Source organism: Yinghuangia aomiensis (assembly GCF_039542225.1).
Classification (GTDB): domain Bacteria; phylum Actinomycetota; class Actinomycetes; order Streptomycetales; family Streptomycetaceae; genus Yinghuangia; species Yinghuangia aomiensis.
This window is the reverse complement of the sequence record NZ_BAABHS010000037.1, coordinates 59909-74878: the sequence shown is the minus strand read 5'-3', so window position 1 is coordinate 74878 and position 14970 is coordinate 59909. Positions and strand designations below refer to the sequence as shown.

The window sequence follows — 14970 nt, the reverse complement described above, 5'->3', positions numbered from 1 at the left end:
ATCACCGACGGCACAAACACCCCCGCGCAAGAGACGACACCGACGCGTCATCCCTCCCGCACAACAACCCACTTCATACCTGACCAGCGAAAACGCACACCGAACTCTCGGAAAGGCAACGGCTTCTAAGAACGTCGACTTGGTCCTTGCCTTGGGTCCACCGCATGTCGTCGAGTCTCTGTAGGTCGGTCGCTTTGGCCAGCGCGGCGGAGGGCGTGAGGCCCTGAAGCGGTTCGCGCGTCGACCGGTCGCGGTCGTGAGAGCCCACATACCAGGCCGTGGTCGAACTCAGCGCGGTCGGGCAAGGCGTGCGTGGGCGTCCGTGGCCAGGATTGTCAGCTAGCTGTGCCCAGGAGGGGTGGTGAGGATGGTCAGCCAGCAGGAGGCCGGATGCTTCGCCGGCTTCGGGCATCCAGCGTCCCATCCAATGTTGTTGCACAGCCCAGTCGGCTACGGCGTCGCGCTGCGCTGACGGCAGCAGGTAGGAGCGAATCTGCATCCAGGCGCTCCGGATCGGTGGATTCAAGGCAGCTTCGTCGGCAGTGAGCGGTTCGTCCCAGGTGTACTCGCCGTGGAGGACGTACCAGAGTCCGTCGGAGCTGCCGAAGACGCGGAGTAGGTCGATTGGGTTCGGCAAGCCTTCGCAGGAGGCGAGCCACAGGTCTGGGTCGCCCGGAGGGAAATCAGGCGTGGCCGGGGCGAACCAGGGGGTTGCTGGGGACCTCTTGGAGGATCGGTGAAGGGCCTGGAGAGTCAGCGTCGGGTCGATGTCCCTGAGTGCCAGGCTGCTCGGGTCTGCGTAGACAGCTGATTCGTCCCAGTTGTCGCCCGAGCGAACCTCGTGGTGGTCGGCGAGCGTTCCGAGTGCTTCGTACAGACCGATCCACTGGTACTTCTTCCCGATGCGCTCGGAGTCCGCTTCTTGTCCTGGGTGGCTGGAATGGCCCCGATCGAGCTGCGCGAACGGTGTGGGCGTCCAGCCGAGTTCGCAGACGCGCTGGAAGATGTATGCGATAACGCGGTCGGTTTCGTCGTTGCGGTCGAGTCCAGCGAAGGACCTGAGGTAAGGGGCAACGATCTTTTCGCGGAAGTCTCCCCATTCGCCGAGAGACCTTTCGAGAGATTCGTACCCGGCCTCCGCAAGGCGGTTGTCCACGGTGGCACGCGGAAGGTCCGGCGTCGCGTAGGGGGGCGTGAGCGTCTGGGCGAAGCCGACAGGTGCCTGCCAGCCCGACGCGATTGCTCCCTCGAACGATCGACGCAGGTAGTCGCGCGTGAGTATGTGCTTGGGCCAAGGTTGATGGTAAGAGCACTCGAGGAGTGCCTGGGCGACCGAGGTCCGGACGGTCCCTGCATTGTCGCGGAGCGATGCTCCGCATAGGGCGGCAGTGATGCGTTCCACCACATACGGGTCGTTGACGCGACTGAACGTGTGCGCCGTATGAGTGGCTGTTTCAGCGTGGCCATCGTGCAGATGTACGAGTGCCTTGGTAGCTCGGTCTCGAAGGTCGCGTCGGGTTGATGCCAAACACCAACCCAGCAGCGTGGCCAGCAGGGCGCGGACCTCGTCGTCGGCTCTCGTGCTTGCCGACGACCAGGCCCACGACACAATGGCATCTACGGCGTCAGGACCGGTGTTCACATACTGCGTCCACGTGGAATCCCGAGTCGCCAGGCTCATCGCGCTCAGGTGCCGGTGCAGCAACTCGGCGTTGAGCGGATGACCTGGGACTGCCGCGAGGCGTACCAGTGTCGTCCAGGCTCGGTCAGACTGATCGTTCTGAAGTTCGCCGAGTAGCAACGCGACAGTGTCGGCAGTGATCGACGCGGGGGACCGCCACGGCAACGACTCCAAGAGGAGACGTGGGGCAGCGAACGACCAGCGATTCCCCTCCTCGCCGATGAAGTCTGTGATCTCCAGCTGGTGTCTGGCCGGTATCGACACTGCCAGAGCTTGCAGCAACCCGTAGCCGGCAATACCCGTCACCTCCCCCAACGCACGCCGCAGATCGTCGGTCGCGAGGTTGGTGAGATGTTCAGCCGCGGCCATCTCGCCTAGACGCTGGTACCCGAAGACCACGGTGTTGCGACTGCCCATCGTGTGCCGCGTGAACACGCCCTCGCGCAGCAGGCCGGCGAACAGTGAGGTACTCCAGGGCCGGCCGGGAAGAAGCGCCTCGCAGGTTGCCTTGACGTCCGCGTATTCCAGGTGGCCGCTTCCGGTCAGCATGGATTCAGCAAGGCTGGCGACCACCTGCTGGACCAAGGGCTCGGAGGGGTCGAAGTCGCAGGCGTCCGCGCGGGCAAGGCTCTGGTTCACCGAGTCCAGATGCGCGTCGTAGAGCCAGGTGAGCGACATGCCCTCGCGTGGGAATCGCGACAGCTTACGTGCCTGCATGGTCGAGCACAGCAGCTTCAGGAACAGCGGATTGTCATATTCGACGTCCAGCAGGGGGAAACTGGGACGTTCGATGCCGTGGGCATCCAGGTAGCGCCGGAGGGCCGCCTCCCGGGTCTCTGCGAAGCCGTCATGGACCAACCTTGTGGCGCGGGCCCGCACCTTCGCGGGCACCAAATCACGGTCGAACGGCGAGCGGCAGGACAGAGCCACTGCGATGTGGCGGTACCCGAAGCACTGCTCGACGAAGCCTGCCAAGGACTTCTCCCAAAGGTGGGGATCATCCGCTTCGTTGAGGGCGTCGATGATCAGGAGTGCCGGCGACCCGGCTGCTTCTCCCGCCGCGTCCAGCGTTGCCAGTAGGTGATCGCATGAGCCGTCGAACTCGACCTGCGCGGGGATTTGCTCGCTCAGTCGTCGGTTGTCGAAGCCATGCCCCAAGAACAGCAGCGTGGGCAAACCTGTATCGCAGCGACGTACAGCAGCGTCGCACAACAGGTGGCTCTTGCCCGTGCCCGGCTCGCCCGTCAGCAGGAGTAGCCGCGTCCTCGCGGCGGACGCCGCCGCACCGACCCGCGCGCGATCCGCGGCCTCGACGGCCCCCGATGCCGACTCGATGCAGCTGTAGAGGCTGCCTGCGTCGTCGTAGTAGTACGTGCGGCCGTTCTCATGGCGACCGCAGACCTTGTACAAGGTGGCACTGAGGGCCTTCAACGCTTCCCGAGCAGCATGAGTCGACGTAGCCCAATCGACCCACGGTTCGATGGTCTGCGAGACCCGGACGGCTTCCACCAACTGCCCGTCCAAATCACCCAGCGCAGCCAGAGCTCCCTCGATGAGCGGATTGAAAACATCCTCGTGCCCCTTGGGAGATGCCCAGTACCGTCTGCGCGCCGTCTCGCGCACCGCAGCGAGACATTCGCGCAACTCGTCGACGAAACAAGCTGTCCGACCGAGGCCCTCCAGCGCCTGCGCTGCGGGCAGCTCAACGTGCAGCTCCGGCGTATACCGCGGACCGGCATCGCTGATCGCCTGGGTGACCCGGAGCCGACACCAATCCGGCGTCAACACGGTCCGGTCGAACCAGTACCGAACCCGGCCAACGTTCTCCGGAGCCGCGAGGGCTGTCATCAGTTCGTGTAGGCCAACATATTCGAAGGACACCTGCATGCCTCGGTCGGCCGCTTTGACGCCCCATCGCATCACCGCGTCAGACCACTTGGTATGAGCGCTCTTCACCCCGGGACGATCACCGGCGGGCCGGTCGTACGGCAACACCACCAGCATCCGGCTCAGTTGAGGCTCACGATCGAGGGCAGTGGTGATCGACTTGGAGATCTGGCCAATCTCGTTGTCGTCCAGGCCGAAGTGGTACTTGGCCTGCCAGCTCCACACGTCGCCCGAGGGAAGGACCCAGCGCCCCTCGCGCCCGCCGTCGGGATTGCCGAAACGCTCAACCAGAGTCCCCTGCGGAGGCTCTCCCAGAAGCAGAGGCATGAGCTGGCAAACCAACTCCTCAAAGCCATCAGCCTTGGAGCCCAACGGGCCGTGGCCGCGAATCCCGCGGAAGTCGATCGTCGGCAGCCCCACACCCAACCCCTCACCGATGGCATCCCGCCTGGAGACTAACGCCGCCTGCCGACAAGGACACCCCAATCCCGTGAAGGACCAGCCCGCGCACTTGCCGACGCGGATGACGCCGTCGCCGTCCCCACCCGGCCGCCAGATGTCCATATCGACGTGCCACGCCTCGCAACCGGTGATCGGCTCGTCCGCCCGATTGAGATCGCCGCACATGCGCAGAGCCAGTTCGTGCGGGTGATCCCGCGTGCGAAGAGCACGCTGGACATCCAGCCCTGCTGTCGACCAGCCTCACGATGCCGTCGCCCGGGTTCGCGCGGTCCCGGCCATATGAACAGTTGCCTTGTGTCGTGGGTGGGGAGTTCGGGCGCTGGCTGCGACGCGACCCTGGTCCGGGCCGCCCAGTGGGCGGCCCGGACCAGGGGCTACTCCGCAGCAGGCGCGTCGGGCGCGCGCAGGGGCCGCACTTCGCCCGGAAGTTCAGGAAGTGGGAACGAGTACCGGCCGAGCATGTTGACGTGATGCCGCACAAACGGGGACAGGCGGGTAACGTCCTCATCGACGACTCCCGGGCACGCCATCGCAGATCCATCCGCCCGAACCGCAGTCCGGGGTGGTCGGGGTGAAGGCGATCGGGGTGGCGGTCGTTTCTTGGTGCGACCGGGGATGGCAACGCCGGTGTCGGTCATGGCTTGGACTGCGATCCGGTCGTGGCGGTCGGCCTTCGGGGCGGCCGAGGATCGCAAAGCGGGCGTCCGGGCTGTACCCCTACTGCGCTGAAGCCGTCGGGTATGTCGAAGTCGCCAGCCTGTCGCCGGGGCGCTCCGGTCGGCTTCCCAGTGTCGGATGAAGGTGGTCGCGCGTTGTCGACGTTGCCCAACAAATGCCCAACGGAGTCTGGACAAGGCGCGGGACAGGGTGCGCTCAACTGAGACAATCAGCCCATCCTGCCGACGTTCGCCAAAGGGCGGAAATCGGCGGCTGCGCGGGCAAACTCGCAGGTCAGAGGTGCATCGACCATCGCAGGACGGCGACTTCGGCCCGCACCCCCGGGGAAGCTGGTCAACTACGGGACCGAGAAGGTGCGCTTCCCGAGCCCGGTGACGGTGGGGTCACGGGTGCGCGTGGGGGCGGAGCTGGCGGACATCCGCGACGTCCCGCAGGGGAAGCAGATCGTGGTCAAGTACACGGTGGAGATCGAGGGGCAGCCGAAGCCGGCTTGTGTGGTGGAGAGCATCGTGCTTGTCGTGCTTTGACGGTGGCGCCGGAGGGAACGCCGAGCGCGGCTCGTGTTGACGTTGATCTCTTCGTCACTCTGGGTTCGCCGCTGGCCGTGCCGCACGCCGTCTTCCCCCGACTGCGACCTCCTCCGGAGAACGGCCGAGGTGCTCGGCCCCCGGGCGTGGCGCGCTGGGTGAACATCGCGGACCCTGGCGACATCGTCGCCGTCCCGATCGGCGGGATACCCCGGGGATTCGACGGTATCGACCCCGCCGACGACCACACATACGCTATCGGCGCGTTCGACTTCCATCGTGTGGCCGGATACCTGTCCCATAGGGCGTTCGGCGACGTCATCGCCCGTGTCATCTGACAGTTCCGCGGCGCCATGACCGGGCAGCGGCGACTCCCTTGGCGGCGGGACGCCGACGCACCTTGTCAGCCGAGGTGGAGTTCACCGCCGCGCCGGGCTCCGGCCGTTCAGGACTTCGGTGCGACGGAGAGCCGGGCCAAGGTGTGCGGCTGGGCTTCCGCGTAGCGCTGCCGTACGGCGGCGTCGGAGCGCTCCGGTGCCAACACGCGTCGGCGGGTTTCCCAATCCGGCGGCCGATTGCCGCCATCGAGCGCCCAGGCAGCCTGGCGAGCGGCGCCGATGGCGACGTACTCGGCGGATTCGGGTAGCACGACAGGGCATTCGAACAGCGCGGGGGCGATCGCGGTGACGGCCGCCGAGCGGGCCGCGCCGCCGATGAGGATGATCCGCTCGTTCGATGCGCCTCCCTTGCCAAGCGCGTCCACTGCGTCGGCCAGGCCGCAGAGCATGCCTTCCACTGCGGCACGGGCCAGGTGCGCGGGCGTCATGGTGGCGTCGGTGAGTCCGTGCAGGGCGCCGGTTGTGTTCGGCAGATTGGGTGTGCGCTCTCCCGACAGGTAGGGGACCATGACGAGTCCACCAGCCCCTGGGGGCGCTGACATCGCGAGTTCCGACAAACGACGGTGGTCCACGGCGAGCAGATGCGCAGCGGCATCCATGACCCGGGCCGCGTTGAGTGTGCACACGAGCGGCAGGAACGCGCCGGTGGCGTCGGCGAATCCGGCGATTGCGCCGCTCGGGTCCGCGCTGGGCACGGGCGTGCTCGCGAATGCGGTTCCTGACGTGCCGAGTGACACGGTCACGTCGCCGGGGACCATGGCAAGCCCCAATGCGGCGGCCATGTTGTCGCCGGTACCTGCGGAGATCAGCGCACCCCTGCTCGTTGTGCCGATGGCGGACTGCGGCGTGAGAACCCTCGGCAGCAGGGGAGTCCGACCGAGGGCGAGTCGTAGGAGGTCGTCGCGATAGACGCCGTCGGCCGGGGACCAGTAGCCGGTGCCGGAAGCGTCGCCGCGGTCTGTGCGCAACTGGGCGATGTCGTGGCTGCCGCGCAGCCTCCAGCTGAGGTAGTCGTGAGGAAGACAGACGGCCGCGACCCGCGTGGCGGCCGCGGGTTCATGCTCCGCGAGCCACCGCAGCTTGGTGACGGTGAACGAGGCGACCGGGACGCTTCCGACCGCGTCGGCCCACGCCTGCGGGCCGCCGAGGTCGGCGACCAGGTCTTCCGCGGCCTGGGCGGACCGGGTGTCGTTCCACAGCAGCGCGTCGCGGACGACCTCGCCTTCTTCGTCGAGGCAGACCATGCCGTGCTGCTGCCCGGCGATGCCGATCGCGGCGACGTCCTCGAGGCCGCCCGCGTCGTCGATCGCCCGGTGGAGCGCGCGCCACCAGTGTTCGGGGTGGACTTCGGTGCCGTCCGGGTGGGTGGCGCGGCCGTGCCGTACCACCGCTCCGGTCGCGGCGTCGCAGACGACGACCTTGCACGTCTGGGTGGACGAGTCGACCCCGGCGACGAGGCGTGCGGCCATGTCAGCGGGCACCCATCAGGTGTTCGAGGGCGAGCTGGTCGAGGCGTTCGTAGCCGTAGCCGCGTTCCGCGGCGGTGTCGGGGTCGAAGGTGTCGGCGGCGAGGTCGCGGTAGGTCTCGCCGGGAGCGAGTGTCGGCACCGCGAGTTCGCCGCATCCCGCGGCAGCCATGGCTTCGTGGACCTCGGGGTCGGCGCGGAAGGCGCGGGCGCGGTCGCGCAGGAGGAGGTAGGTGCGCATGTTGGCGGCGGCGGACTCCCATACGCCGTCGGTGTCTTCGGAGCGGAGCGGCTTGTAGTCGAAGTGGCGGGGGCCGTCGTAGCCGCCGTGTTCGAGGAGGTCGACGAGGAAGAACGCGCTCTTGAGGTCGCCGTGGCCGAAGACGAGGTCCTGGTCGTATTTCGGGCCGTGCTGGCCGTTGAGGTCGATGTGGAACAGCTTGCCCGCCCACAGTGCCTGGGCGACGCCGTGGACCATGTTGAGTCCGGCCATCTGCTCGTGTCCGACCTCGGGGTTGAGGCCGACCATGTCCGGGTGTTCGAGGCGTTCGATGAAGCCGAGGGCGTGGCCGATCGTCGGGAGGAAGATGTCCCCGCGGGGCTCGTTCGGTTTGGGTTCGAGGGCGAACCGCAGGTCGTAGCCCTGGTCGCGGACGTAGCCGCACAGGATGTCGAGGGCTTCCTTGAACCGGTCGAGGGCGACGCGCGCGTCCTTGCCGGCGTCGGTCTCGGCGCCCTCGCGGCCGCCCCAGAACACGTAGGTGTGCGCGCCGAGTTCGGCGGCGAGGTTGATGTTGCGGATGACCTTGCGCAGCGCGAAGCGGCGGATGCCGCGGTCGTTCGAGGTGAACGCGCCGTCCTTGAAGACCGGATGGGTGAACAGGTTCGTGGTGGCCATGGGCACCTTCAGCCCGGTCGCGTCGAGCGCGGTCCGGAACGCGGCGATGCGCTTCGCGCGGTCGGCGTCGTCGGCGCCGAACGGGATCAGATCGTCGTCGTGGAAGGTCACGCCGTAGGCGCCGAGGTCGGCGAGCTGGTGCACGGCCTCGACCGGGTCGAGCGGAGCGCGGGTGGCGTCGCCGAAGGGGTCGCGGGCCTGCCAGCCGACCGTCCACAGGCCGAAGCTGAACTTGTCCTCCGGCAAGGGCGTCAGACGTGTCACGGTGCCTCCACGATCATTAAGTCCAATGAGTGGACTAAACTTCTCCCCAGCAAACCGGCCGGACGAGACGTTGTCAACGCCCCGTGGCGGAGCGGACGTGTCAGGAGGCGTCAGGCCCCGCGGTTTCCCGGTGGATGCGGCCGCCGAGCCTCGTGAAAGGATCGATTGCGTGATCACACGGGAGGCGCCGACGCACCTCGGGACGATGCGGGACCGCAATCTCGCACTGGTCCTGGGAGAGATCGCCCGCCACCAGCCGGTCACCCGTGCCCGCCTCGCCGAGCTGACCGGACTGACCAAGACGACCGTCGCCGCGCAAGTGGGTGTTCTGACACGCCTGCAGCTGGTGGAGGGCGCCGGCCCTGTGCGTGAAGGCGGTCGAGGCCGTCCCGGGGCGCCGCTGTCTCTGGCGTCCGGGCCGGTCGCCGGACTGGGACTGGAGGTGAACGGCCACTACCTGGCTGCCTGCGTTCTCGATATGAACGGTGTCGTGCGCGGCCGTGCGCACATCGCCCGGAACAGTCGGGACCGCCCTGTGGGCGAGACGCTCGATGCTCTTGTGCGCATGGCGCGGCGGGTGATCGAGGAAGCAGCCGAGGCCGGGTTCACGGTCATGGGAACCACCGTGGCGGTGCCGGGCGTCGTCGACCGCGCGGCGGGCACGGTGAACGCACCGAATATCGGCTGGCAAGCGGTGACGGTGGAGGCGCTGCTCGCGGACTCCCTTCCGCCGCAGCCGATCGGTGTGCGCGTGGAAAACGAAGCGAACCTGGGCGCGCTGGGGGAGCTTTGGTACGGCGCCGGACGGGGATCCGGCAGCTATGTCTACGTTTCCGGAGAGGCCGGCATCGGGGCCGGCCTCGTCGTCGACGGAGAGCTTTTCCGCGGCGCCCATGGGGCGGCGGGGGAGATCGGCCACGTGGTGGTCGACCCTTCCGGTCCGTCCTGTGCTTGCGGGGGACGCGGCTGTGTGGAGCAGGTCGCCGGGTTGGACGCTGTGCTGCGGGCGGCTGCCATCGAAAGCGTGGACGCGGGCGGCGCCGGGCACTTGCCTGACGCGACAGCCGAGTTGCTGCGTCGGCTGGAGACGGGTGATGCGCTCGCGGCCGCCGCGGTCGAAGCGGCAGGCAGCGGAATGGCCGTCGCGTTGATTGCCGCGGTCAACCTGCTCGACCCCGACACGGTCGTCCTCGGCGGGCTGCATGCGCTCCTGGCTCCGTGGATGGCGCCGCACATCGAGTCAGCACTCAGCCGCTCAGGGGGCAGGCTCCGCGGGAGCGTCCCGACGATCCGGGCCGCCGCGTTGGCGTCGGAAAGCGCCGTCCGCGGCGGGGCGGGAACAGTGGTGGCACGGGTCCTGGCCGATCCCATGGTCGTGAGCTGACTGCCGACATGGCTGAGAGCCGACGGCCAGGCGTCGCTGTCAGGCACTGTGTCGGCTCGCGGTTCCCGGAGGGTGTTCGCACTGCCAGGCGAACGCGCTGGTCCATGCCCTACGGCGTACGACGTGCACTCCCGGCCTGGAAAGAAGTGCACAACAGAAGCTTCTGTCCCCGTACCGCCGGTGCCGTACCGCGTTCGCCCCACTGACCCGTGCGGTCGGCCGCGCGGCAGACGGTGTCCACTCCGGGACCGTGGTCGTCCTCGAACCGCAGGTACAGGGCCGGACGGACGGTGCCCGGGGCCTCGCGCCCCGGGCACCGTCCGGCGCGTGCCGGCGTCGGGCGTCAGGGCCGCGTCGGCACTGCCGCGGTCGGGCTCGACTCCCGCACCGGCGCCGCGTCCGGGACCTCGGTCGTGTCCGGGACTTCGGTCGTGTCCGGGACTTCGGTCGTGGTCGGGGTCTCGGGCGCGTCCGGGGTCCCGGCCGGATCGGTGGGCGGGGCGGGGGACTTCGTCCGGGCCGCCTCGGCGCGGAGCATGGCGTTCAGTGTGGCGAACGGGTCGATGGGCATGGCGGATTACCTCGCGTTGCGGAACGGGGATCGATACGGGCGCGCACAGCTCCGTACCGGTCAGCAACGCAGGACCATGCACCCCGCCAGGCCGCCGGCGGCCGCGTCGACGGCGGGCCGCGCCGGCCGCGGCGGCTCGGGCGCCGCCTGCGGGACGGGCCGGCCGGGCCTGACGACACGCGTCCTCGGCCCGCGTACCGCCCCGGACGCGTCGAGTTCGGCCGTCCGGGCCCCGGGCCCCGCCTCGTCGCAACACGACTCCGCCGCCGAGGACGCCACGGTGCGCTCGGCCCCGACCGCGGAGCCCGCGCCGCCGCCGAACGCGACCACGAGAACGAGCAGGAGCACGCACAACAGGCGGCGCGCAGCACGGACCGGGACCTCGGTGACATGCGGCGACGGGCACATGCGGCGGCAGACCTCCTGACGGCGTCTGCCAACTGCAACGGTGGTGCTACACCTGTGGGTACTGGGAGGTCACCCGGACGAGGCAACGACAGCACCCGAATGCCGCCGCGCCTGCGCGCGGATGGAACCACCGAGGTGCGTCAGGGGAGTTGAACGTCCGGCTCCGCCGACCCCGCCGAAGGTGAGCGCGTGTCGGCTCTCCCGTGGGGACCGCGGCCGCCGCCGAACCGGCCGACTTGCCGGATCAGACGCGCGGTCCGAGGAACAGGCCTCCGCTCGCGTCGAGGGTCTGACCGGTGATCCAGCGGGCGGAGTCGGAGGCCAGGAAGGCGACCACGTCGGCGACGTCGTCGGGCTCGCCCAGCCGGTCGAGGGCGGTCATGCCGATGATCTGTTCGGCCAGGCCGGGGACTTCGAAGACGGCTCCGTTGGTCGGCGTCCTCGTGGCTCCGGGGGAGACCGCGTTCACGGTGATCCCTCGGGGGCCGAGTTGGTTGGCGAGAGTCTTGGTCATCGTCTCGACCGCCGCTTTCGTCATCGCGAAGGACGTCTGGGACGCGTTGGCCATCCGGGTCGCCGCCGACGAGATCGAGATGATGCGTCCGCCGTCGCGCAGCAGGGGCAGCGCGCGCTCGGTGATGAAGTACGGAGCACGCACGTTGACCGCGAAAAGGCGGTCGAAATCGGCTTGGGTCGTCACGCCGAGCGGGCCGGCCGGCGCGGCCGCGGCGTTGTTGACGAGGATGTCGAGCGGTCGACCTGCCAGGACGGCCTCGACACCCTCGAAGAGCGCTTCGACATCGCCCTCCACGCCCAGTTCGGCCCTGACGGCGAAGGCCGCTCCGCCACCGCGCTCTATGCCCTCGACCGTCGCCGCCGCTCCCGCCCGGTCCGTGCCGAAGTGCACGATGACCGTGGTCTCCAGGGCCGCGAGCCGAGTCGCTATCGCCTGCCCGATGCCGCGGGAGGCGCCTGTCACCAAGGCGATCCTGTCGGTGTGATGAGTCATGACGGCCTCCGAATGTTAGTCACTAACATTGAGGTAGTGTCTACCACATGAGCGAGCGGGAGCCGACCCTGCGGGAGCGGCGGTATTCGGAGACGCGGCGCGCGATTCAAGCGCACGCCGTAAGGCTGTTCACCGAACGCGGCTACGACGCGGTGACGGTGGCCGACGTCGCGGAGGCCGCCGGTGTCTCGGCAATGACCGTGTACCGGCACTTCGCCACGAAGGAAGACCTCGTCCTCCTCGAGCAGCCGGCCGAGCTCGTCGCCGCGCGGGTCGCCGCGTCGCCTCCGACGCAACCCCTGGTGCGCCGGGTCGGGGGCGCGCTCGTCGACGCGGCCGCGGCCTTGACCGGCGGCAGCGACGAAGCGGCGGCGAACGAGCGGTTCCTGCTGGACTGCCTGCGGCTCATGGTCGAGACTCCCGCACTGCGGGCCAGGCATCTGGACGGCCAGTACGTGCTGCAACAGGCCGTCGTCGACGCCCTCGGCGTCGACGCGGCATCCCCCGAAGCCGAGTTCCGGGCCCGGGCGGCGACCAGCGCCTGCCTGGCCGTCATGCACACGGCACTGACGCGCTGGGTCGAGGAAGACGGCCGGACGTCGCTACCCGAACTGATCGCGCACGCTCTCGCTGCTTCCTTCGGCGACGACGCCGTCGGGCAGCGGGGGTGAGGCGGATACGGGCTGCCGTGGGGCGGGCGAGGGCCGCCGGTTCGGTCCTGGCCCCCATGCCCGGCACCGGCCTCCGGACCTGTCCCCCGGACGGGTGCGGGTGCGGGTGCGGCGCCGTCGCCAAGGCCGGCCAGGACACCTGCGGGCGTCGCGTTGGCCGGACCGAAGTCACAGCATCCGGTCGACCAGTCCGTCGACGTATTCGGGGGTGAGCGGGCCCATGCCGAACAGGATGCGGATGTACATCGGGGCCAGGATGTGGTCCAGCACGTCCAGTGCGTCGGGTGCGTCCTCGCCGCGTTCGCGGGCGCGGTCGAGTACGGACTGCAGTTGCCGGGTGCGTTCGTCGCGGAGATCGTCGCGGGCCTGCAGGCCCTGCGGGCCGTTGCTCGACAGGGCGACGGCCAGGCGTACCAGCGCGAGACCTTCGGGTCCGGTGATCTCGCGGGCCACGGCGGCCGCGTACGTGCGCAGGTCGCCGGCCAGGCTCCCGGTGTCGGGCATCGGCGACCGGGCGTTGAGCCGGGTGAGCGCCACGTCGGTGAGCAGGGTCTCCAAGTTGCCCCAGCGGCGGTAGATGCTGCTGTCGGCTACGCCCGCGCGGGCTGCCACGTCCCCGACGGTGAACTTGCCGTAGCCGTGCTCGCTGATCAGGTCGGTGACGGCCTGGTGTACCTCCGCGGCGACGCGGGCGCTGCGCCCGCCGGGCCGCCGGGCTTGCTGTCGCTCGTTCATGCCCTCACCTTAACGCAGTTATCACTTGCGTTTGTGGAGCGCACCTCCCTACAGTCTGCTAACGCAGCCAACGGCTGCTTTAGGGCGTTCGGGTGCGGCGCGGCCTGCGTCGACCGCAGTCGGGCGCACTCACCGACGGAGGGGAATTCGTGGCTGCATCGCATGCGACGGCCGACAGCCGGTCAAACCGGGCCGTGCTGCTCGCGGTGACCTGTCTGGGCCAATTCATGGTGCTGCTCGACAACACGATTGTCGGAGCGGCGCTGCCCGATATGCAGCAGCGGCTGCACACTCAACTGTCCGGTCTGCAGTGGATCGTCGACGCCTACGTGCTGCTGGTCGCCATGCTGCTGCTGTCCGGCGGCATCTTCGCCGACCGGTTCGGCCGCAAACGGGTGTACCTGACCGGAGTCGCGGTGTTCACCGCAGCCTCGTTGCTGTGCAGCCTCGCACCGTCGCTCGGCTGGCTGGTCGCCGGCCGGGTGCTGCAGGGTATCGGCGCCGCGGCGCTGAGCCCGGCCTCGCTGGCCCTGCTCGTCGCCGCCTGTCCCGCGCCACAAGAACGCGTCAAGGCGATCGGCCTGTGGGCCGGATTCAGCGGGATCGGTCTGGCCGCCGGCCCCGTGGCGGGCGGAGTGCTGACGGATGCCTTCGGCTGGCCCGCCATCTTCCTGGTCAATCTGCCCATCGGCATGGTTCTTCTGCTGGTCGGAATGCGCGGCCTCGAGGAGAGCCGTAATGCGAGCGCGCCCGCGATCGACATCCCGGGCACGGTGCTGTCCGTCGCGGGGGTGGGGGTGCTGACCTTCGTGCTGATCGAGGGTGGTGCCCGAGGGTGGACGTCGCCGGTGATCCTGGGCGGCTTCGCCGCCGCGCTGATCCTGCTGGCGGCCTTCGTCGCCGTCGAAGCGCGCCGTTCCGCCCCGATGCTGCCGCTTCGGCTGTTCCGGCAGCGGCTGTTCACCGTCGCCAACACCGCCATGGTCGTGGTGGGGTTCGCGCTGATGGGCTCGTCGTTCTTCTTCTCCCAGTTCTTCGTGTACGTCCAGGGCAGCTCGATCCTGCGCGCCGGGCTCCAGACCCTGCCGGTGTCCCTGGCCATGGTGGTCGTCAGCCCGTACGCCGGCCGCCTCGCCGCCCGGTACGGATTCCGTATCGTGGCCGCCGCCGGTCTGGCCCTGGCAGGCCTGGGACTGCTGGCGCTCGGCATGGTGCACGCCGACACCGGCTACGGGAACGTGTGGTGGCGGCTGGGACTCGTCGGCACCGGCTTCGCCCTCGCCATGTCGCCCTTGACGGGCGCCGCGATCCAGGCCGTCAGCTCGCGGGAAGGCGGCCTCGCGTCAGGCATCAGCAGCACCACCCGGCAGATCGGCGCGGTGCTCGGCGTGGCGCTGCTCGGAGCCGTCGTCCACTCCCGGCAATCGGGCGGCGCATCCCTTGAGGCCGGTCTCGACAGCGCCTTCCTCGCCGCCGGTGCCGTCACCTTGGCCACCGCGGTGTTCACCGGCTTGTGGCTGGCGAACTCCAAGCCCGCCGAAGGCTCCGCGGACGGCCCCGCCGCACCGCGAGGCCTCGCCGAGCCGGGTGCGATCACCACCTCGAACGACACTTCCGTGAACAGCCGTTGACCACGGGCGGGGGCGGAGTCGGATTCGGCGTTGCCAAGGACGGCGGGCCGCGCGAGACGAATTCCCGGAGCCGCCGGATCGGCGCCCCAGGGCACGGGTCCGACTCCGCGAGCCGGCCTGCCGCGCTTTTCCCCGTCGGCAACACATCGACCGGAGGCCTCACTTCGTCGGCGGGCGCGAGCATTGGCCCCGGTAAGGCCCGCCTGCCGCAGAGCCGAACGAGGGGGCCTCGGCGGATGGCCGCGCGTCGCCGGATCCGGGGTGCGGGCGGCTGCTAGCTTCGGATGCGTTTTCCGACGA

General features: G+C 69.3%; 11 protein-coding genes and 1 pseudogene. 5 read left to right on the top strand and 7 right to left on the bottom strand.

Going from position 1 to position 14970, the window contains the following annotated elements; all coding sequences use genetic code 11:
* Positions 1 to 73: 73 nt before the first annotated feature.
* Positions 74 to 4195, bottom strand: a complete 4122-nt coding sequence (locus ABEA93_RS34855) for an NACHT domain-containing protein (protein WP_345679932.1) — start codon at positions 4193 to 4195, stop codon at positions 74 to 76.
* Between the two features lie 845 nt (positions 4196 to 5040).
* Between ABEA93_RS34855 and ABEA93_RS34850 the strand changes: the two are divergent.
* A pseudogene (locus ABEA93_RS34850) lies at positions 5041 to 5235 on the top strand (hotdog family protein); the annotation flags it as partial.
* Between the two features lie 146 nt (positions 5236 to 5381).
* Positions 5382 to 5573 carry a hypothetical protein gene (locus ABEA93_RS34845; RefSeq protein ID WP_345679931.1) on the top strand — a complete coding sequence of 64 codons (192 nt, stop codon included), beginning with the start codon at positions 5382 to 5384 and terminating at the stop codon, positions 5571 to 5573.
* A gap of 107 nt (positions 5574 to 5680) precedes the next feature.
* Here ABEA93_RS34845 and xylB read toward each other — a convergent pair whose 3' ends face one another.
* The gene (xylB, locus tag ABEA93_RS34840; protein ID WP_345679930.1) at positions 5681 to 7102 is read right to left on the bottom strand and encodes a xylulokinase; all 1422 of its coding nucleotides are present in this window, start codon (positions 7100 to 7102) and stop codon (positions 5681 to 5683) included.
* A gap of 1 nt (position 7103) precedes the next feature.
* Positions 7104 to 8261: a xylose isomerase gene (xylA, locus tag ABEA93_RS34835; RefSeq protein ID WP_345679929.1), complete on the bottom strand. Its 1158-nt coding sequence runs from the start codon at positions 8259 to 8261 to the stop codon at positions 7104 to 7106.
* Between the two features lie 169 nt (positions 8262 to 8430).
* Here xylA and ABEA93_RS34830 point away from each other — a divergent pair, with 169 nt between their 5' ends.
* Complete coding sequence (locus ABEA93_RS34830) at positions 8431 to 9645, top strand: ROK family protein (RefSeq protein ID WP_345679928.1); 1215 nt, start codon at positions 8431 to 8433, stop codon at positions 9643 to 9645.
* A 343-nt stretch (positions 9646 to 9988) separates the two neighbouring features.
* Here the strand turns inward: ABEA93_RS34830 and ABEA93_RS34825 are convergent, their stop codons facing one another.
* The 3 genes from ABEA93_RS34825 to ABEA93_RS34815 all read right to left on the bottom strand — a co-directional run bounded on the left by ABEA93_RS34825 (position 9989) and on the right by ABEA93_RS34815 (position 11633).
* The gene (locus ABEA93_RS34825; protein WP_345679927.1) at positions 9989 to 10216 is read right to left on the bottom strand and encodes a hypothetical protein; all 228 of its coding nucleotides are present in this window, start codon (positions 10214 to 10216) and stop codon (positions 9989 to 9991) included.
* Positions 10217 to 10276: 60 nt separating this feature from the next.
* The gene (locus ABEA93_RS34820; RefSeq protein ID WP_345679926.1) at positions 10277 to 10564 is read right to left on the bottom strand and encodes a hypothetical protein; all 288 of its coding nucleotides are present in this window, start codon (positions 10562 to 10564) and stop codon (positions 10277 to 10279) included.
* A gap of 304 nt (positions 10565 to 10868) precedes the next feature.
* On the bottom strand, positions 10869 to 11633 hold the full coding sequence (locus ABEA93_RS34815) for an SDR family oxidoreductase (RefSeq protein WP_345679925.1): 765 nt from the start codon (positions 11631 to 11633) through the stop codon (positions 10869 to 10871).
* A 47-nt stretch (positions 11634 to 11680) separates the two neighbouring features.
* On the opposite strand from ABEA93_RS34815, the gene ABEA93_RS34810 reads away from it, so the two are divergent.
* Entirely contained in the window at positions 11681 to 12304 is a 624-nt protein-coding gene (locus ABEA93_RS34810) for a TetR/AcrR family transcriptional regulator (protein WP_345679924.1), read from the top strand.
* 168 nt (positions 12305 to 12472) lie between these two features.
* On the opposite strand, the gene ABEA93_RS34805 is transcribed toward ABEA93_RS34810, so the two are convergent.
* Entirely contained in the window at positions 12473 to 13039 is a 567-nt protein-coding gene (locus tag ABEA93_RS34805; protein WP_345679922.1) for a TetR/AcrR family transcriptional regulator, read from the bottom strand.
* Between the two features lie 149 nt (positions 13040 to 13188).
* On the opposite strand from ABEA93_RS34805, the gene ABEA93_RS34800 reads away from it, so the two are divergent.
* Entirely contained in the window at positions 13189 to 14670 is a 1482-nt protein-coding gene (locus tag ABEA93_RS34800; protein ID WP_345679921.1) for an MFS transporter, read from the top strand.
* Positions 14671 to 14970: the final 300 nt, after the last annotated feature.